General features: G+C 55.4%; 13 protein-coding genes. 8 read left to right on the top strand and 5 right to left on the bottom strand.

The window, feature by feature from the left end; all coding sequences use genetic code 11:
• Window positions 1-77 precede the first annotated feature (77 nt).
• Entirely contained in the window at window positions 78-3,746 is a 3,669-nt protein-coding gene (locus EFA69_RS05715; protein ID WP_183906701.1) for an AAA family ATPase, read from the top strand.
• Window positions 3,747-3,891: 145 nt separating this feature from the next.
• Here EFA69_RS05715 and EFA69_RS05720 read toward each other — a convergent pair whose 3' ends face one another.
• Complete coding sequence (locus tag EFA69_RS05720; protein WP_123132135.1) at window positions 3,892-5,202, bottom strand: ammonium transporter; 1,311 nt, start codon at window positions 5,200-5,202, stop codon at window positions 3,892-3,894.
• Window positions 5,203-5,572: 370 nt separating this feature from the next.
• On the opposite strand from EFA69_RS05720, the gene EFA69_RS05725 reads away from it, so the two are divergent.
• A complete protein-coding gene (locus EFA69_RS05725) occupies window positions 5,573-6,319 on the top strand; it encodes a thermonuclease family protein (RefSeq protein ID WP_245964507.1) in 747 nt (248 codons plus the stop codon).
• Window positions 6,320-6,545: 226 nt separating this feature from the next.
• Window positions 6,546-6,848: a YMGG-like glycine zipper-containing protein gene (locus EFA69_RS05730; RefSeq protein ID WP_183906702.1), complete on the top strand. Its 303-nt coding sequence runs from the start codon at window positions 6,546-6,548 to the stop codon at window positions 6,846-6,848.
• Between the two features lie 127 nt (window positions 6,849-6,975).
• Here EFA69_RS05730 and EFA69_RS05735 read toward each other — a convergent pair whose 3' ends face one another.
• The 3 genes from EFA69_RS05735 to EFA69_RS05745 form a co-directional block, all read right to left on the bottom strand.
• Entirely contained in the window at window positions 6,976-9,447 is a 2,472-nt protein-coding gene (locus tag EFA69_RS05735) for a TonB-dependent receptor domain-containing protein (protein ID WP_123132138.1), read from the bottom strand.
• Window positions 9,448-9,691: 244 nt separating this feature from the next.
• Window positions 9,692-11,086 carry a dihydrolipoyl dehydrogenase gene (gene lpdA, locus EFA69_RS05740; RefSeq protein ID WP_123132139.1) on the bottom strand — a complete coding sequence of 465 codons (1,395 nt, stop codon included), beginning with the start codon at window positions 11,084-11,086 and terminating at the stop codon, window positions 9,692-9,694.
• 958 nt (window positions 11,087-12,044) lie between these two features.
• Entirely contained in the window at window positions 12,045-12,938 is an 894-nt protein-coding gene (locus EFA69_RS05745) for an SDR family oxidoreductase (RefSeq protein WP_123132205.1), read from the bottom strand.
• A 248-nt stretch (window positions 12,939-13,186) separates the two neighbouring features.
• Here EFA69_RS05745 and EFA69_RS05750 point away from each other — a divergent pair, with 248 nt between their 5' ends.
• From EFA69_RS05750 to EFA69_RS05760, 3 genes are all read left to right on the top strand, one after another.
• Window positions 13,187-14,071 carry a phosphotransferase enzyme family protein gene (locus tag EFA69_RS05750; RefSeq protein ID WP_221175678.1) on the top strand — a complete coding sequence of 295 codons (885 nt, stop codon included), beginning with the start codon at window positions 13,187-13,189 and terminating at the stop codon, window positions 14,069-14,071.
• A 227-nt stretch (window positions 14,072-14,298) separates the two neighbouring features.
• On the top strand, window positions 14,299-15,498 hold the full coding sequence (locus tag EFA69_RS05755; RefSeq protein ID WP_221175679.1) for an MFS transporter: 1,200 nt from the start codon (window positions 14,299-14,301) through the stop codon (window positions 15,496-15,498).
• A 79-nt stretch (window positions 15,499-15,577) separates the two neighbouring features.
• Window positions 15,578-16,798 (top strand): glycosyltransferase, encoded by a 1,221-nt coding sequence (locus tag EFA69_RS05760; RefSeq protein ID WP_123132141.1) that lies wholly within the window; start codon window positions 15,578-15,580, stop codon window positions 16,796-16,798.
• Window positions 16,799-16,897: 99 nt separating this feature from the next.
• On the opposite strand, the gene EFA69_RS05765 is transcribed toward EFA69_RS05760, so the two are convergent.
• A complete protein-coding gene (locus tag EFA69_RS05765; RefSeq protein WP_123132142.1) occupies window positions 16,898-17,482 on the bottom strand; it encodes a SixA phosphatase family protein in 585 nt (194 codons plus the stop codon).
• Window positions 17,483-17,678: 196 nt separating this feature from the next.
• Between EFA69_RS05765 and EFA69_RS05770 the strand changes: the two genes are divergently transcribed.
• Window positions 17,679-18,410, top strand: a complete 732-nt coding sequence (locus tag EFA69_RS05770; RefSeq protein ID WP_123132143.1) for a tetratricopeptide repeat protein — start codon at window positions 17,679-17,681, stop codon at window positions 18,408-18,410.
• Window positions 18,411-18,578: 168 nt separating this feature from the next.
• Entirely contained in the window at window positions 18,579-19,325 is a 747-nt protein-coding gene (fabG, locus tag EFA69_RS05775; RefSeq protein ID WP_123132144.1) for a 3-oxoacyl-[acyl-carrier-protein] reductase, read from the top strand.
• Window positions 19,326-19,562 lie beyond the last annotated feature (237 nt).

The following is a 19,562-nucleotide window of genomic DNA, read 5'->3' on the forward strand; positions in this document are numbered from 1 at the left end:
CCCCTAAACGCAAACCCAACTTCTCCTTCCCTTCCCCAAATCCTGTTATCTTTACTATCTCGCAACGCTTACCTCCCGTGAAGATAACGTCCGTCCGCTTCTATAACCTGAACTCGCTGCAGGGCGAGCACTTTATACCGTTCCACCAGCCACCGTTGAGTGAAAGTGGGCTGTTTGCCATTACCGGCCCTACGGGCGCGGGCAAAACCACCATTCTGGACGCCATTACTGTGGCGCTGTACGGGCAGGTGCCCCGCCATGGCAAGGACGTGGCCGAGATCATGACCCGCCACACCGGCGAGTGCTGGTCTGAGGTGGAGTTTGAGGCCGAGGGTAAAAACTACCGCGCCCGCTGGAACCTTCGGCGCAGCCGCAGCAAAGCAGACGGTAAGCTACAGAGCCCCGTGATGGAACTCATTGACGCCGATACGCAGGAAGTACTGGAGAGCCGCCTCTCCGAGACCCGCCAGCGCATCATTGACCTCTGCGGACTGGATTTCCAGCAGTTCCTCCGCTCCGTCATGCTCAGCCAGGGCGATTTCACCCGTTTCCTGAAGGCCAGCGAAAGTGAACGCAGCGAACTCCTGGAGAAACTCACCGACACCCGCATCTACTCCCAGATTTCCATGGCCGCCTATGAAAAGGCCAAGGCCGAGAAACAGAAACTGCAGGACATTGAGCAGCGGCTGCAACTGGACCAGCTTTTGTCTGAAGAAGACCGCGCCGCATTGGAACAGGAAGCCACCCAACTGAAAGCAGATGTACGTCTGGCCCAGCACCAGCTACAACAGCACCACCTGCAACAGACCTGGCTGGAGAACCTGCGGAAACTAACGGAGAAAGAGACTTTACTTAACACGCATCTGGCCCAGGCGCAGGCAGAGCAGCAGGCCTGGCAACCTAACCAACTGAAACTGCAACGCCATGAACAGGCCCAGCCGTTCGGGAGTGAATGGGCCCGCCTGCAGGAAGTGCAGCGCCAAGGCCAGGGCGTAAGCCAAACGGTGATCTCTTTGCAGGAGCAGATGCCCGCGCAGGAGCAGAAGGTTAACACCCAAACCCAGGCTACCCAAACCGCCCGCACCACGCACCAAAAGACCCAGCAAACCTTACTTGAAGCCGAGCCCCGCTTAGACCAGGTGTTGCAGCAAGACTCGCAAATTAGCGCCCAACAGGCCCAATATGCCAAAGACGAGCAGGCGGCCAGCCAACTGCAACAGCAGGTGCAACAGATTTCCCAGCAATTAACGCAGCAGGAAAATCAGCTGCAGACACTCATCTCTGAAGGCAAACAACTGAACGATTGGCTCAAGGAACACGCCCTGGACCAGGAATTACCGCAAAGCTTACCAGAAGGGAAATCAGAGCACAGAAATTTGGAGGAGGTACAGAAGCGACAGACAAAGCTCAGGAATGAACAGGCTGGTTTAAGGCAGATTTTGGAAAAAGAGGCCCTAAACGCCTCCAACTGGCAAGAACAAGCAAAAGCCCTTGAAGAGAACCTGAAGGCGCAGCAAGCCCTTCTGGCCCAGCTACAGACCCAAGCCACCACCGTTTTGCAGGGCAGGGAGCCTGAGGCGCTGGAGCAGCTATGCCGGCGCCTTCCGCAGGTTTGCAGTCAGCTGGAAAAGCAGTTAGACCTAAGCAAACGCTATCTGCAACAGGAAGCCCAGTACCAGAAACAACAGCTAGAGCTAGGGAAAATAGCAGATGCGTTGCACCAGCAGCGCACGCAGCACCTCCAAACCAAAGCCGAGCAAACCCAAGCCCAGGATAAGCAAAAGGACCTGCAGCAGATTGTAGACCTGCAGCGCCAGATTCAGAAATATGAAGAGGCGCGAGCTCAGCTGCAGCCAGAGCAGCCGTGCCCTTTGTGCGGCTCCACCCACCACCCGTTTGTAGAGGAACACCATCCGCAGACTTTGAGCGAGGCAGAGCAGAACCTGCAACACCAACAACAACGGGTAGCGCAGTTAGAGGCGCAGGAACGGGAAGTGGCCGCCGCCGTCCAGAAACTGGAACTGGCCCAAGCACACGCCCAGACCCAACTCTCTGCACTGGAGCGGGACAAAGAACAGCTGCACACCCAGTTCAAGGGACTGAACACCACCCTGGAGCTGGCGCATGAGATTTCCGCCTCCCACACCATAGACCAGTACTGGAACGCCCGCAAGCTGGAACTGGAGCAGGCCAATGCCACCTTGGAACAACTGCGCGGCCTCCGCACCCGCACCGAAGCCGCCCACCAGCGGGAGAGAGACCTGCAAACCCAGCAACAGCGCCTCTGGCATGAGCTGGAAAGATGTTCTGAAAGAAGCTCCCGGGCAACGCAGCAGGCAACGCAATTGCAGGAAGAACTCTCTGACCTTGCGGAGCAGGAGAACGTGATTTCAGCTACCCTTCGCGGGTTCTTCAGCACCTACGGCCTCGCGTACACCGGCGCCAATGGCACCGAGTTGCTGGCCCAACTGGAGAAACGCAAGACGGAGTATGAACAGAAGAATGCCCAGTTGCCCGAACTCAGGGAGAACTACCTGCAGGCCAAAGCCAACGCAGATAACGGCAAAAAAGCCCTGGCGGAGAAACAAGAAGAGCTGCGCCAGCGGCAGGAACACCTGAAAACGGCGCTGCAACAATTGCAGGAACTGCGGGCACAACGTTACGCCCTGTTACCCGAGGGTGTGCAGCCGCAAGCCGAAAAGCAACGCCTGCAGCAGGCCCTGCAACAGGCGGCCCAGGATTTGACAACCGCTGAGGAAAACTTGCGGCAGGAACAAGAAAAACTGAACCTGCTCACGCACCAACTGAACAGCAAACAACAGGAACTGCAGGCCAACACCCAAGCCCAAACAGAACTGGAAGCAAAACTTCTCCAGAAAATTCAGCCGCTAGGCTATGCTTCTTTGGCCGAACTGCAAGCCCAGCTGTTGCCAGAGCACGAGGCGCGGCACCTACGCCAGGAGCAGGAACGCCTGCAGAAAACCCTCCATGAACTGGAGCACAGCCTGCAGCAATGCCGCCAGGAGTACCAGACAGAGAAAGAACGCCACCTCACCGAACTCACCCTGCAAGAACTGCAACCGCTCATTCAGGCGCTGGAGGAAGAGAAAAACCAGCACCTGGCCCAAATCGCCCGTCTGGAACTGCAGCTTCAGCAGGATGCTGCCTTACGCGAGAAGCACCGCCAACTCACCCAACAGCTGGACGTGCAAAAAGGCGAAGCTCACCGCTGGGCGCAACTGGCCAGCCTCATCGGCTCCGCCGATGGTAAGAAGTTCAGCAAATACGCCCAAAGCCTCACGCTGGCCCGGTTGGTGGAACTGGGCAACCGCCACCTGCACCGCCTCAACGACCGCTACCGCATCCTCAAGAGCCAGGAAAACGAACTGGACCTCCAGATCCTGGACACCTACCAAGGCGATGCCGTGCGCTCCGTCAACTCGCTCTCCGGCGGCGAAAGCTTTCTGGTGAGCCTGGCCCTAGCCCTGGGCCTCTCTGACCTGGCCAGCCATAAAACCCAAATCCATTCGCTGTTCATTGACGAAGGTTTCGGGACATTGGATGCTGACACCCTGGATATTGCCATGGATGCCCTGGAAAGCCTGCAAGCCAGCGGCAAGATGATTGGTATAATCTCGCACGTGGAGGCGTTGAAAGAGCGCATCAGCACGCAGATTGTAGTAGAGAAACAAGCCGGCGGCCGAAGCAGCCTTAAAGTAGTAAGCGCAGTGGGCATGGAAGTCTAGGTCGCTTTTACCACAGCACCGGCCATTTCCGTTTAGGGGCTCTTTTTCCAAAAACAGCCCCTAAACGGAAAAATAAACTAAAGCAGCAAGGGCTCCCGAAGATGATTCGGGAGCCCTTGCTGCGTTTGATGAACGTTGGCTGCGGTTACATTTTCTCATCGTGCTGAGACAAGTCCAGACCCAGCTGTTCTTCCTCTACCGCCACGCGTAAAGGCGTGATGAAATTAGTGACTTTGAGCAGAATCCAGGAGCCGCCAAACGCGAAGATGGAAACGCATATCAAAGCACCCAATTGCACCAGAAACAGCTTGGTTTCGCCAAAGATCAGGCCTTGGTCTGGAATGGCCGGGTTCACGCCTTTGCTGGCAAACACACCCGTCAGGAGCATGCCCACCATCCCGCCTACGCCGTGGCAGGGAAACACATCCAGGGTATCATCAATGCTAGTGCGCGAACGCAGTTCTACGAGTAAATTACTAACCACGGAGGAAATCACGCCAATGGCGATGGAATGGGGCAGCGTGACAAAACCCGCCGCCGGGGTAATGGCCACCAAACCAACCACCGCGCCAATGCAGGTGCCCATGGCAGAAGGTTTACGCCCTTTCACGCCGTCAAAAAAGATCCAGGCCAGGGCGGCTGCGGCCGAGGCAGTCATGGTAGTAGCCAAAGCGGTCGCCGCCAATCCATTGGCCCCCATGGCAGAGCCCGCGTTAAAACCGAACCAGCCAAACCACAGCAAACCCGTTCCCAACAGCACAAAGGTGATATAGGCCGGCGAATGGCTTGCCTCATGGCGTCTTTTCAGGCAAATGGCAGACGCGAGCGCCGCCCAGCCCGCCGACATGTGCACCACCGTACCTCCGGCAAAATCCAGTACTCCCAACTGGAACAGCAATCCCTGCGGGTGCCAGGTGGCATGGGCCAGCGGCGCGTAAATAAAGATAAAGAACAACAGCACGAACACCGTGTAAGAGGTAAACCTGATGCGCTCAGCAAAGGCTCCCGTGATAAGTGCAGGGGTAATGATGGCGAACTTCAGCTGGAACATGGCAAACAGAGCCAGCGGAATAGTGGGGGCCAGTTCCCAAGGGGCTCCATCCAGTACATTACGCATCATGAAGAACGTGCCGGGGTTACCCACAAAACCGCCTATAGAATCGCCGAACGCCAAACTGAACCCAAACACCACCCAAATGACTGAGATCATAGCCATGCAGATAAAACTCTGCAGCATGGTAGAAATCACGTTTTTGCGATTCACCATGCCCCCGTAGAAAAAAGCCAATCCCGGGGTCATGATCAGTACCAAAGCCGTAGCCGTCAGCATCCAAGCAGTATCGGCGGGGCTTAACCCCTCCTGCTGCGCCCCGGTGGGCACTGAGGGAAAGAGGAACGTGAGAATAACCGTAAGAACGAGTAGCAAGAACGGAATCTTGGAGAGCTTGGTGTGCATGGAGAAGGTGAAGTTTGTAGGTTAGTTTGGTGTAGATAGTTTTAAACAGTGTCTTAATTTGTTAAAAAAAAATCAATACTTAAAAACTTCTATTAAGCATTTTCCATCCACCAATAAGTTTAATTAACTAATCTTCAAACATCACTTATTAAAAGTTTAACTGCACTTTCCAGAGTCAGACACTGGTTACCAATTCTTTAAAAGGAAGGGCCAGGATTTAGATTTTTTTCAAAAAATGGATCTGGTAATTTTTTTCAGGAGCCGCCGCTTTCGCTTTATGAAAAGATGCATCTTAGCGCCTGGAACACGAACTGCGTATTAGGCAGACAAATAAGTTTACCACCTCATGCATTTATTTAGATCTCACACCTTGTCTAAGCTATTGGCCTTCTTTCTGTTGCTGTCTCTGGGTTGCCAGCAACGGCAGCAGGAGGCCCGGCAGGAAACCCAACAGGAAGTAGCAGATGCCCCTGCCGAAAACCAGTACAAAGTTATCGCGATCAAAGACGGGGATACTATTGAGCTCCTGAAAGACGGGAAGCCCCTGCGCATCAGGTTACAGGGCGTAGATTGTCCGGAGAAGAACCAGGATTTCGGAACCCGCGCCCGCCAGTTTACCTCTGATTTAGTGTTTGGCCAGTACGTCTCCATGGTGGTGCATGACACCGACCGCTATGGCCGCACCGTAGCCGAAATCATTCTGCCAGACGGCCGCAACCTCAATCAGGAACTGGTAAAGAACGGCTATGCCTGGCATTACACCGCCTACTCCAAAGACCAGGAATTAGCCCGTTTGGAAGCGGAGGCCCGGGCCGCCAAGCGCGGTTTATGGGAGCAGCCGTCTCCGCAGGCCCCTTGGGATTTCCGGAAAAAGAAAACCACCAATCCCGCTGGCAACCCTGCATCGGGCACATCTGAGCAAGCGTCTTCTCCTGCGGTGGCTACTTCCGGCACTAAATCTGGCAAAGCGTACCTCTGCGAGAGCAAGAGCTCCAAAACCTACCATTTAGATAAAGACTGCCACTTGTTCCAGCAGTGCAAAAGCAGTACCGGCACTGTTTCCATTGCCCAGGCCAAAAGCCAGAAAAGAACGGCCTGTAAAGTCTGTGCGAAATAAGAACATCACTGAACCTTGCTCAATACAGACCTGGCCTCGCCTCTTTTTAAGTTGGCGGGGCCATTATCTTTTAAGGCGTGCAGGTGCCTGCTTTAACCTAAAGACTGTTTCCAAACCATAGCATCTCTTAAGAACAGAAGCAAATAAGTCCTATTACATTCTTTATAGAAACAAAAACAGCGGCACAACAGCCTCGTAAAACACAAAACATCAACCAATAGAGATCATGAAAAATCTGAAGATATCATTGGTCATGCTTTGTTCTGTATTTGTGTTAGGCGGCAGCGTAACGCACGAAGCACAGGCCCAGGAAGTGAAGAAAGAGAAGAAAGGCTGGAGTAAAAAAGCCAAAGGTGCTCTCATTGGCGGAGCCGGTGGTGCAGCCGCCGGGGCAGTTGTGGGCGGCGGTAAAGGTGCCGTCATTGGTGCCGCCGCCGGTACGGTAGCCGGTGGCGCCATAGGCCGCAAGAAAGACAAGAAGAAAGATCCTAAGCGGTACAGACAGTACGCCAACAAAAAGAATGACTAACCTAGCAATATTCTCTCTCCAAAAAGAAAGGCGGCTTCTAGAAATAGAAGCCGCCTTTCTTTTTGGGTTTTGAGGCTAATTCCGGAAAAAGAGCCGCTAAACGCAACTGTGCCTTTCTTGTAAAAGACTAATACTGACCGCCTTCGCGCTCCGGTCCGCCGGGTAGTTCACCTTCGTTTTCGCGGCGCTCTTCGCGAGGGCCGTTGGTGCCGCCAAACCGGAAACTAAACCCAACATACACCAGTTGGCTCTGGGGCTTGTAGCGGCTTCTTTCCTCCAGCTCGCCTTCTATGAACGTGTAAGAATCAAAGCGCATGGTATTGAACAGATCCTGCACTCTAAGAATGATGTTCCCTTTTCCGCCCAAGATCTCTTTGCGGGCACTCAGGCTGGTGGTAAAGAACGAAGACCGCTCGCCCTGCAACGTAACCGTAGGTGATCTGTAGTTCAGGGAAAGCTGAACCTCTGTTTTATAGGGCAGGCTGAAGTTGGAGTTGAGGCGGCTGGTCCAGCTGAATCTGCTGTTAGTGGCCAATCCTTGTTCCGTCGCGTCAATTTTATAGTTGAACCCAGATGCATTGGCATTTACCCGCCACCAGGGCGTGAGGTCGGCGGAGCCGGTTACTTCCAGGCCGTAAGACGTACCGGAGGCTATATTGGCGTAGGTAGAAAGCGTGGCGTTCTGCCCGTTTTCGTTCACAAACGGTGTCCTGATGCTCTGTACCACGTCGGTCATTTTGCGGTAGAAGACTCCCACGGTGGCACTTGCGTGGTCCCAGAAGTGCAGGTAGTTGGCCTCATAGGAATCAATGAACTCTGGGTTGAGGGCCGGATTTCCCTGCCGCAGGTTCAGGGAATCTGAGATATCCAGGAAGGGGTTCAGCTGCCGGGTGCCGGGCCGGTCAATGCGGCGGCTGTACGAAGTCTGGATTTTCTGTTCCTCAGAGAAATCATAGGTCAGGAACAGGCTGGGGAAAAGGTTGAGGTAACCGGGTTTGTTGCGCTGCCCCTGCGTGACCTGGTTTATCACCAGATTAGTTTGTTCAAGCCGCGCGCCCAACTGGTAACTGAATTTATGGAGGGCGTTGCCATAATTCCCGTACACGGCGTGTACCCATTCATCATAAATGAAATGGTTGGTTCGGCCCAGACTGTTCAGGAAAAGACCGGTTTCGTTGTCCTGGTCCGTGGCCTGAACATCGGCATCATTGCGTTCAAAGGTGCTGCGGTAACCGGCTTCCCATTTCCCTTTCTCACTGAACGGGTGCACGTAATCTACCTGCAAAGAGAACTCCCGCTCTTTCTCCAGCACGTTGTTTTTCTGCCAGGAATTTCGGCCTGCCAAGGCCACCCCTTCAGGGTTAAAGTAAGACTGCCGGAAATCATCGGCACCCTTTTCCTCTTCCAGGTTGAACACGGCATCGGCGGTTAATTCCCGGCCGGGGCGGTCAAAGGTTTTGCGGTAGCCCAGCGTGTATTCAAACAGATTGCTGGTTTCATCGCCTAGGGTAGTTCTGGTAGAGGTGCTGTTCAGGTCACGGTTTTCCTCCAGAAATCTATAATTGGTAATGCCTTCATTGTCTCTATAGCCGTAGCGGTACAGCACTGCGCCTGTGATACTTTGATTGTGGGGGAGCTGGTAATCTGCCCCGAAGCGCACATTGTGGTTCCCGCGGCGGTTGGTGTTGGTAGACTCCTGCTCCTGAAACGAGGTGGTGTCTCTGCCGGCCTCGGCGGTGAACATATTGGTCCTGAACTGGTTGCCCCTGCCCTTGCGCAGGTCCTGCCGGAAATCATAGCTGGAGAAGAGGTTCAGCTTGCCAAAGCGGTAGTTGAGGTTGAGCGAGGTGTTGTAGCGGTCGCCCCAGCTGGCGTTGGCCGAGGCCGTTCCGTTGAGGCCGCGCTGCTTTTCCTTTTTCAGGATGATGTTCAAGACCCCGCCCGTGCCGCTGGGGTCATATTTGGAAGACGGATTGGTGATGACTTCTACCCGCTCAATGGTACTGGCCGGAATCTGGTCCAGCCCCAGCCCGCTCAACGCCGAAGGCTTTCCGTCAATGAGAATGGTGATGTTGGAGGTACCCCGCATGCTCACGGTCCCTTCCTGGTCCACGGTCACCGAGGGCACGTTCTGCATCACGTCTACGGCCGTGCCGCCCACCGTTGACAGATCCTGCCCCACGTTGTACACCCGCCGGTCCAGAGCGTATTCTACCTGCGCCCGCTGCCCTACCACTTCCACGGCCCGCAACTGCTGGCTCGCCGACCGGAAGGCCACTACGCCCAGATCTACCGCAGGCTTGGCCGCCGTCACTTGAATGTTGGGTACCACGCGGGTGGCGTAGCCCACAAAGGAAACTTTCAGGTGATAGCGGCCAACCGCCACCGGGGCCAGCGTAAAGGAACCATCGGCGTTTACCAGGGCACTGGCCACAATGGAAGAGTCTGCGCCCGCCAATAAGGCGGCCGTCGCGAAGCCTACGGGCTGTTTGGTGGTAGCGTCTTGCAGTTTGCCCGTGATTTTGCCCTGGCCCAAGGCCGAAGAGAGGTGGAGGAAGGTAAAACAGGTAACGAGTACTAACGGAAGGATATGTTTCATGCAGTTATAGAAAGTGAATGCGTAAAGAATTCTGTCTTAGAAACGACGGCAAAGGGAGTTTGCGTCAGGGGAAGCTCCGTAGTTAGAGTGTTCTTTTCGGCAAAAGTTTAAACCACCGCCAGAATCTCTTCTTTTTTAACCGGCAAGCCCCTTTTCTGTTTTAGCCCTTTTTCTGAAAAAACGGCCCCTAAACAGGAAAGGCCCAGGCAAAAGCCCGGGCCTTCCAAAATACTGGGAGTATTGATTACAGGTGGATCACCTCGCCATAGGCGGCGGCGGCGGCTTCCATCACCGCCTCAGACATGGTGGGGTGTGGGTGCACCGCTTTGATGATCTCATGGCCAGTGGTTTCCAGTTTGCGGGCCACCACTACCTCGGCAATCATCTCGGTCACGTTAGAACCAATCATGTGCGCGCCCAGGAACTCGCCGTACTTGGCGTCAAAGATCACCTTCACGAAACCGTCTTTGTTTCCGCCGGCGCTGGCTTTGCCCGATGCCGAGAACGGGAACTTGCCCACTTTGATCTCACGGCCCATCTCGCGGCACTCTTTCTCTGTGTAGCCCACAGACGCAATCTCCGGCACGCAGTAGGTACAGCCCGGGATGTTTTTGTAGTCCAGCGGCTCTGGGTGATGACCGGCAATGGCCTCCACGCAGATAATGCCTTCGGCCGAGGCCACGTGCGCCAGAGCCGGGCCTTTCACGATGTCCCCGATGGCGTACACGCCTTCCACGTTGGTCTTGTAGAAATCATCTGTGATGACGCGGCCGCGCTCTACGGCTACACCCAACTCCTCCAAGCCCAGGTTCTCCAGGTTGGTCTGGATGCCTACGGCAGAAAGCACCACATCGGCCTCAATGGTTTCCTCGCCTTTGGCGGTTTTGATTTTCACCACGCAACCTTCGCCGCTGGTGTCTACAGACTGCACTTCTGAGCTAGTCATGATTTTGACCCCGGCTTTCTTGAAGGATTTCTCCAGCTGCTTGGAAACTTCCTCGTCCTCCACGGGCACAATGTTAGGTAGGAACTCCACCACGGTCACCTCGGTACCCATGGCGTTGTAGAAGTACGCGAACTCAATCCCGATGGCCCCGGAACCTACCACCACCATTTTCTTGGGTTGGTTTTCCAGCACCATGGCTTGGCGGTAGCCAATGATTTTCTTGCCGTCAATGGGCAGGTTAGGCAGCTCGCGGGAGCGGGCGCCGGTGGCCAGAATGATATGCTTGGCTTCGTAGATTTCGGCTTTTCCGTCTTCAGAGGTTACCTCTAGTTTGCCTTGCCCTTTCAGTTTGCCGTACCCGGCGATATGGTCAATCTTGTTTTTGCGGAACAGGAACTGGATGCCTTTGCTCATGCCCTGGGCCACGCCCCGGCTGCGGCTCACCACGGCCCCGAAATCGGCGCTGGCGCCCTCTACATTGATTCCGTAGTCTTTGGCGTGTTGGATGTACTCAAATACCTGCGCGCTCTTGAGCAACGCCTTGGTTGGGATACAGCCCCAGTTGAGGCAGATACCGCCCAGTTCGGCTTTCTCTACCACGCCTACTTTCATACCCAATTGCGATGCGCGAATGGCGGCTACGTACCCTCCCGGGCCGCTTCCAACCACTATCAAATCATATGTTGATGCCATGTGTCTGGATGTAAGGTTTTACTTCAGGCAAAGCTACATTATAAACGTGCTTTTCCCAAGTTTATAGCGGAGAAGCCGTTTAGCGGCTCTTTTTGGAAAAACGGCCGCTAAACGCAAAGTCTGTTTCTTGTTTGTCAGCTGAAGGATTGCCGGCTTGCGCTTCATATTTACTAAACGGTTCATTCCAAAAGAACTGCTTCTCACCGCGCAGAGTCCCCCTTTGAAGGGGGCAGGGGGATGTTTACACCTGTCGGTCTCCCTTCTGCTGAACTGTTCACATGGGCAGCCACTCCCCATTACCTTCCTTGCCGAACCTCCATCCTGCTGCTTTCGCCGTTGTTGGTGTTCTCACCGACAACCAAGACTGCCGCTCCGTTTAGCTACCCGTCTTTGCTTTCTATTCTCGCCGTTGTCGGTGTTCTCACCGACAACCAGGACTGCCGCCCCGGTGAGCTATCCGTCTTTGCTTTCCATTGCCGTTCCTGCTAAGCTCTTGGCGGCGGATGCGCTCTGCCCACGTCTGTCACTTTTCTCCTTGATGAGAAAAGTAACCAAAAGAATCAAGAAGCTCCGAACTCGCTGACGCTCAAACAGGCGGAGCTTCAGTTCAGTACCACCGGGCAACCGCTGTCTGTTCCATAGGGAGCGCGGGCCGTTGCAGGCTTAAACCGTCTAAGCGTGCTCCCGCTAAGCGCCTCGGGGCCTGCCGCCCCTGCGTTGCCCGCTCCCGCAGGTAAGCCTACTGCCAGAGGGAACGGCTGCCTTGCCTCCATTGTCCTGTGGACGTGGCTGGAGTGCGGGGCATATATGTTCAAGGCATTGCGTCTTGATCCTTGATGGCGGGACTCCCCTCCCGGGAGGGGTAGGGGTGGGTTTGCGTTTAGGGGCTCTTTTTCCTAAAACAGCCCCTAAACGCAAATATATACCCCCTTCTCCACTCAGGACTCTAGACTCAGAACTAAATAGTAGGGGTTCCGCCGGTGATCTGGATGGTGGAGCCGGTCATGTAGCTGGAGTCTTGGGAGGCGAGCAGGACGTAGGCGGCGGCCAGTTCGGCGGGTTGGCCGGGGCGCTTCAGGGGCGTGTCTTTCCCGAAGGACTTTACTTCTTCCGCTGGCATGGTAGACGGAATGAGCGGAGTCCAGACAGGGCCTGGGGCTACGCAGTTCACCCGTATTCCCTTCGCGGCTAGCAACTGGCCCAGGTTGGCGGTGAAGTTCTGGATGGCACCTTTGGTGGCGGCGTAGGCCAGCAGCGTAGGCGTTGGTTTGTAAGCGTTCACCGAGGTGGTGTTCACAATGGTGCTACCCGGTTTCATGTGCGGCTCGGCGGCTTTGCACAGGTAGAACATGGCGTAGATGTTGGTTTTGAATGTGTGGTCAAACTCCTCGCTGGGGATTTCCTGCAAAGACTGGCGCGCCATCTGGAATGCGGCGTTGTTCACCAGAACGTCTATTTGCCCAAACTCGGCCACGGCCCGCCGCACAATCTCCTGGCAGTGGGCTTCCTCACTGATGTCGCCGGGCACCAGAACGGCTTTGCGGCCGGCCTGCTCTACGTACTTGGCCGTTTCCTGCGCGTCTTCGTCTTCGTTGAGGTACGAGATGAGCACATCGGCACCCTCGCGGGCGAACGCTATGGCCACCGCCCTTCCAATGCCAGAATCTCCGCCGGTAATGATGGCTTTGCGCCCCTCCAGCTTACCAGATCCCTTGTAAGATTCCTCGCCGTGGTCGGCTTTGGGGGTGAGTTCGTCCTCGGTACCCGGCACGTCCTGGCTTTGCTCCGGAAACGGCGGTTTGTCGTACTGTTCTTTGGGGTCTTGCTGCTTGTTTTCTTCTGCCTGGTTCATAGTGTATGCGTTGATTGCTACTAAAAAAGAAACGAACCCAACCGCAAAGGGTTGAGCTTCAAGCTTGATCTGGGGCAATTTCTGGCACCTATTCTCTTTTTCTAGGCAGAATTCTCTATCATTACCGCACCATGACGCCTCAACTCTTCCCCACCGTCTACTCCACCCTGAGCGCTTCGGCGCTGGCTCAATTTGTCTCTGAAAGCTATAGCTAGGGCGCAGTGCAGTGCCAATTCCTGACCAGAAACGTGAATGACACCTATCTGGTCACGGCGGCGGGGCAACGTTTTATCTTAAGAATCTATCGTGCCTCGCACAGAACCTATTCCCAGATTGAGGCCGAGGTGGAGTTGCTGCTGGCACTGAAGGCGGCCGAGGTGTGGGCTTCTCATCCTGTTGCGGATGCCTCTGGCAAGATCATTCAGGCCCTGCCTGCGGCTGAAGGAACACGGCACGCGGTCTTATTCACCTATGCTCCGGGTAAATCTGTCTCTGTTTTAAATGAGAAGCAACTGCGGCTGCTGGGCCAGCAGATGGCCCGCTTTCACAACGTCTCTTCCACCCTTGAACTACGGGGTACGCGCTGGAATTTTGACCTAGATACCACTTTAACCCAGCCTTTAGAAGCATTAAACCCCTATTTTTCCGACAGCCCTGATGAGTACGCGTGGCTACAGGAAGCCTCCCAGCAAGTGCGGCAGCGGCTGGCGCAACTAAATACCGCCTCTTTCTCTACCGGCTACTGCCACTTTGATTTTCTGCCCAAGAACTTCCATTTTGTGGGCGAAGAGCAACTCACTTTCTTTGACTTTGACTTCATGGGCCGGGGCTGGCTCGTGAACGACCTCATGACCTTCTGGCAACAACTGTGCCTGGACGCCCACTTCGGGCGGATGACGCCGGAGGCCGCCCACCAGTCCTTCGCTACAGTGGTTGCCGCCTACCGGGAGCATCGCCCCTTGTCTGAGGAGGAACTGGCAGCGGTGCCGTTCCTGGGCCTGGGCTTCTGGGTTTTCTACCTTGGTTTCTATACCACCCATGACCAGTTTTACCCGCTGCTGCAAAACCCCATGCTCTCCATGCGTATGTCCCTCATTAAGCAGGTTCTGGAAAAGCAATGGGACTTAACTTAACGCTGCGGCTATCCATAAGTATACCATGCCCCGCGTTTGCCTACGTGCGTTTAGGGGCCGTTTTTCCAAAAAGAGCCGCTAAACGTAACCGCCTCACCTGGCGCGGGAACCACTAATCCGGAAAAAATGAGTAGACAAACGGGCCCAAGAACCGTATACTCGCACCTGAATTGGCCACTGTGGCCCCTTTTTCGTGGGGCTATTTGTTGGACGGCCACCTGCTTTTTATGACTACTCCTTCGCTTTCCTCTTCGGCGCAGCCCGAACTCACCAAACTCAATCTCTGGGTCATGACCATCGCCACGGGCATGGTGGTGGCCAACCTGTACTATAACCAGCCGCTGCTGGGCCGCATTGCCGCCACGTTTGGGGTCACGGAGGCCTCGGCGGGCAGTCTGGCCATGCTTACCCAGATTGGCTACGCGGTGGGCATGCTCTTCATTATTCCGCTGGGCGATATGCTGCGCCGCAAACGCCTGATCATGGTAGACTTTGCGGCCATTATCATCGCGCTGCTGCTGGCGGCTTTGGCGGTGAACATTGAGATGCTCATGGTGGCCAGTTTCCTCATTGGGGCCACCTCTGTGGTGCCGCAGTTGCTGGTGCCCATGGCAGCGCACCTGGCCAAACCCGAGGCCCGCGGCCGCACGGTGGGTTTTGTGATGAGCGGCCTGCTCATTGGCATTCTGCTGTCGCGCACGGTGAGTGGTTTTGTGGGGGCGCACCTGGGCTGGCGGGCCATGTTTTTCATCGCTGCCGGCATGATGCTGGTGCTGTGGCTCACGCTGTACTTCCTGCTCCCCGAGGTGCATCCCGATTTCAAGGGCAATTACAGGAAACTGATGAAATCTTTGGTGCACCTCATCCAAGAACAGCCCATGCTGCGACTGGTGGCTCTGCGCGGGGGGCTGTGCTACGCCACCTTCGGGGCTTTCTGGACTACGCTGGTGTTCCTGCTGGAAGAGCCGCCCTTCCATCTGGGGAGTGATGCGGCCGGTTTGTTTGGCTTGGTGGGCGCGGCGGGTGCTCTGGGCGCTGGCTACATGGGCCGGCTCTCTGACAAAGGCAATTCTTTCACGGTGACCACCCTGTGTATTCTCATGATAGTGGTTTCATATGTGGTCTTCGGGTTTTCCGGCAGCAGCATTGTGGGGCTGGTGATTGGCGTGATTCTGCTGGATTTGGGCGTGCAGGCCACCCACATCTCTAACCAGACCTTCATCTTCTCCATCTTGCCCGAGGCCCGCAACCGCCTCAACACCATCTACATGGTCACTTATTTTATTGGCGGCGCATCGGGCACGTTCATCGCCAGCCAGGCCTGGCACCTCTGGAAATGGAACGGCGTGGTGGGCGTGGGCTTGGTTTTCTCCGGGCTGGCGCTGCTCCTGCACCTGCTGTTCCTGAAACCTGCCCCCAAAGCCTGAACCAGCCCAATTACGTTTAGGGGCTCTTTTTGGAAAAACGGCCTCTAAACGCTGGCTGATTGGCCTACCCTCCTTCTACATGCTCAACATCTTACACATCAACTCCTACGCCAAGGCCGGCGGGGCCGAACAAGTGGCCTGTGACCTGCTGAACAACCCGTGGGTTTCTTCTTCGCTGCTGGTGAAATCCCACGCCTCGGCAGATCCCAGAATTCAGGCTATTCCGGAGCACTTCTCTGCCAAAGTGTATGATTTCCTGGACCGGGTGGTGCGCAAGCTGGGGTTCAACAACCAGTTCAAGATTCTGTTCTCGCTGGCCGAGCAGGGCAATTTCACGTACGCGCGGCTACGGCAAACGCAGGCGTACCAGCAGGCAGACCTCGTTCACCTCCACAACCTGCACGGCAATTATTTTGATTGGGCGGCGCTGGCCCAGATTGCCCGGGAAAAACCGGTGGTTTGGACCTTGCACGACATGTGGCCCATGACCGGCGGCGAATTCTACACCTACGGCAACCTGAACTACCAGCAAGGCATCGGGAAAACTCCTATCCAGTATCTGGCGCCCCTCCAGGACCCGCTTCTGGACCGAAGGCAGCAGCACCTGGAACTCAAGAAGAAACTCTACCGGCAACTGGCCCACCGCCTCACCTTTGTGCCCGTGAGCTACTGGCTGGAAAATGCCTTCAAGCACGCCTATGTCTTTCACCCCAGCCTTAAGCTCAGGACCATTTATAACGGCGTAGACACCACGGTTTTCTATAATCAGGACCTCCGTAACTGGCCCAAGCCCCGCCTTCTGTTTTTCAACGCCACCGGCGAAAGCAAGGCCTCGCATTTATTCATGGAAATCCTGCCTGCGCTCCCGCCAGATTTTGAGCTGTACGTGGTTGGGCAGCCGTTGGAGCACCCTGGCGTGGTCTTCCACCAGCCCTACATCCAGGACCGGGAAGCGCTCCGCGATCTTTACAACCAAGTAGACCTGCTGGTGTTCCCTTCCAAAGCCGAAACGTTTGGGCTGGTTCCGCTGGAAGCCATGGCCTGCGGCGTATGCGTCATCACCTCCACGGCTACCGCGCTGCCAGAGGTGGTGAACCAACAGGTGGGAATGCTCTTTGAATCTGAAAACCCAACAGATCTGTTAGACAAAGTCTCGGCGGCCTTACGCAACCTGACTCAAAGCAGAGCATTAGGTGCCCGGGCCGCCGTGTACGCGCAGACCAAATTTGCGCTGGCGCAGACGCATGAACGGTATTTCCAGCTTTACCAGGAGGCTATCCAGAACTTTCCAGGCCGTTGAAAAGACGGAGCCCTTGCGTTTAGGGGCTCTTTTTGGGAAAAGAGCCCCTAAACGCAAGGGCTTACCAGGTAGGGTTGTATAGACGTTGAGCGGTTGGTCTTATTTGGCTGGGGCCACAGAGGGCTCCCCGTATTTCTTCACTTCCACCTGCGTGTCTTTACCTTCGCGGAGCGTCACCTTGAACAGGTAATCATATTGGTGGTCGGCTACTTCTGTGAACGGTTTTTTTCCGCCCAGTGCCTCCAGAACGTACAGCACCGTGTTGGAATGTCCGGCCACTACCAGGGTTTTGCCGCGGTAATTGGTTTTGATGTTCTGCGCCAGCCCCAGATAGTCAGTGGGGTTGTAGAGCTGCACGGTGAGGTTCTTAGCCTGGGCCAGCGGTTGCAGGGTTTGCTGGGTGCGCTTGTATTTGGTGGCCAGCAGGGCGCTGATTGGTTCTTTGGTCAGTTGGTCGCGGAGCGCCTGGGCCCGCTGGTGACCGGCTTCAGACAGATCAGGGTCGTCGGTCATGGCGCCGGAAGAAGGTGCTTTCTCGGCGTGCCGCACCACATACACTACCGTTTCACCCTTTTTCGTTTTACCGGAGGCACCCGGGGTTTTCTTCTGCGCCGCGCAACTGAACAGCGTGCACACGCTCAACAGACAGCCCAGCAGACCGGCAAGAGACAAAAATCTTTTCATGACAAGAAGGTTTAGGAGCGGAAGTTACTTTTTTCTGCCGGAATATCAGGCATAGGACCTCCCTGCTTTGCAGGACCTTTGACGGCTAAAGCAAGAGTTGCAGTTCTCCTGACCAAGATAAAATCAATGTAGTACAATATGTAACTATAACTATATACCGGCAAAATCAGTATGAGGCTCTAGTTATTCTTTCTTTATGCAGATCTTTTCCCCACCCTTTTCCCTTTCCAGAACCGCGCTGTTTTGCTGTCTGCTGCTCTTGGCGGCCACCGGCTGCAAAACCGCGAAAACCCATTATCGCGAGGGCCTGGAGCGCGCCAGCAAGAGCGACTTCATTGGTGCCGTGCGCGAATATGACGCCGCCATCGCCAAAAAGCCCGACGACCCCAGCCTCTACCGCCTCAGGGGCGTGGCCAAATATGAGATGGATGATTTTGATGGCGCCTACGCCGATTTTACCCAGGCCATCACCCTGCTGCCCACCGACGCCGAGTCCTATAAGTTCAGGGGAGACATCAAACAGAACCGCAAGCAGTACAAAGAAGCCATCTCAGATTACAACCAGGCCATTACGCACCAGCCCAACTACGCCAAGGCCTTCAACAACCGGGGCCTGAACAGAGCCCGCCTCAAAGACAACAAAGGCGCTATGCAGGATTTCACGCAGGCCATTGCGCTGCAGGAAGATTACACCGTGGCGTACCTGAACCGCGCCAACCTGCGCATGCGCCAGAAACAGTACAGCACCGCCCTGGAAGACTATGACAAAGTCATTCTGCTTGACCCCAGCATGGAGCAGGCCTTCTACAACCGCGGCGTGCTGCACCACACCCGCCGCAACCGCAAAGCCGCCTGCGCCGACTGGCAGAAGGCTTTTGAACTGGGCAACGCGCAGGTGAGCGCGCTGCTTTCTCGGTTCTGCAAGTAAGCCCGCCGGTCCTTTCCGTTTAGGGGCTCTTTTTGGAAAAAGAGCCCCTAAACGCATTTCGCGCGAAAACCTTTCCGGGGTTTCTTTGGCTCCCGTACGCAATTAGTATATTTGAACCCGAGAACCGGGCTTGCCGCCATTTGGCAAATCGCCCTCTAAAGAAGCACTATGAAATTACTGGAAGGAAAAATTGCCTTAGTGACCGGCGCCTCCAAAGGGATTGGTCGGGCCATTGCGAAGAAATATGCCGAGATGGGCGCCAACGTGGCTTTCACCTATCTCTCCAGCGTGGAGAAAGGGCAGCAACTGGAGCAGGAACTGGCTGAGTACGGCATTCAGGCCAAAGGCTACCGCTCAGACGCCTCAGACTTCGCCCAGGCCGAGCAGCTGGTGGAAAGTGTGGTAAAAGACTTCGGGAAACTGGACGTGCTGGTGAACAACGCCGGCATCACCAAAGACGGTCTTTTGATGCGCATGTCTGAGGACCAGTGGGACGCCGTGATCAACACCAACCTCAAGTCTGTGTTCAACCTCACCAAAGCGGCCACCAAACATATGATGCGCGCCAAGAGCGGTTCCATCATCAACATGACCAGCGTGGTGGGCATCAAAGGCAACGCGGGGCAGGCCAACTACGCCGCCTCCAAAGCCGGGATCATTGGGTTCACCAAATCAGTGGCGCTGGAGCTGGGTTCCAGAAACATCAGAAGCAACGCCATCGCGCCGGGCTTCATTGAAACCGACATGACCGACGAGCTGGACGTCAACGTGGTAGCCGAGTGGCGCAAGGCCATTCCGCTGAAGCGCGGCGGTGCCCCTGAGGACGTAGCCAACGCGGCCGTGTTCCTGGCCTCTGACCTTTCTGCCTACGTTACCGGCCAAACCCTGCAGGTAGACGGCGGTATGCTCACCTAGTTTCAATTAAGAATTGGGAATCAAGAATTAGGAATTCCTTTTTGATAGAAAGCCGATGTCGGGAATACCCTTCATCGGCTTTTTTGTAGGGGCAATCCCTTGTGGTTGCCCTTACAGTAATTGCAGCAAAGGGCAACCACAAGGGATTGCCCCTACTATTTTCCTATTTTAGAGAAAGCAAGCTCAAAACGTACCCAAACAATAACTGAGCGGGCCTGCAGTTTAGAAATAAAGGCC

The sequence above is a fragment of the Rufibacter immobilis genome, assembly GCF_003721565.1.
GTDB lineage: Bacteria > Bacteroidota > Bacteroidia > Cytophagales > Hymenobacteraceae > Nibribacter > Nibribacter immobilis.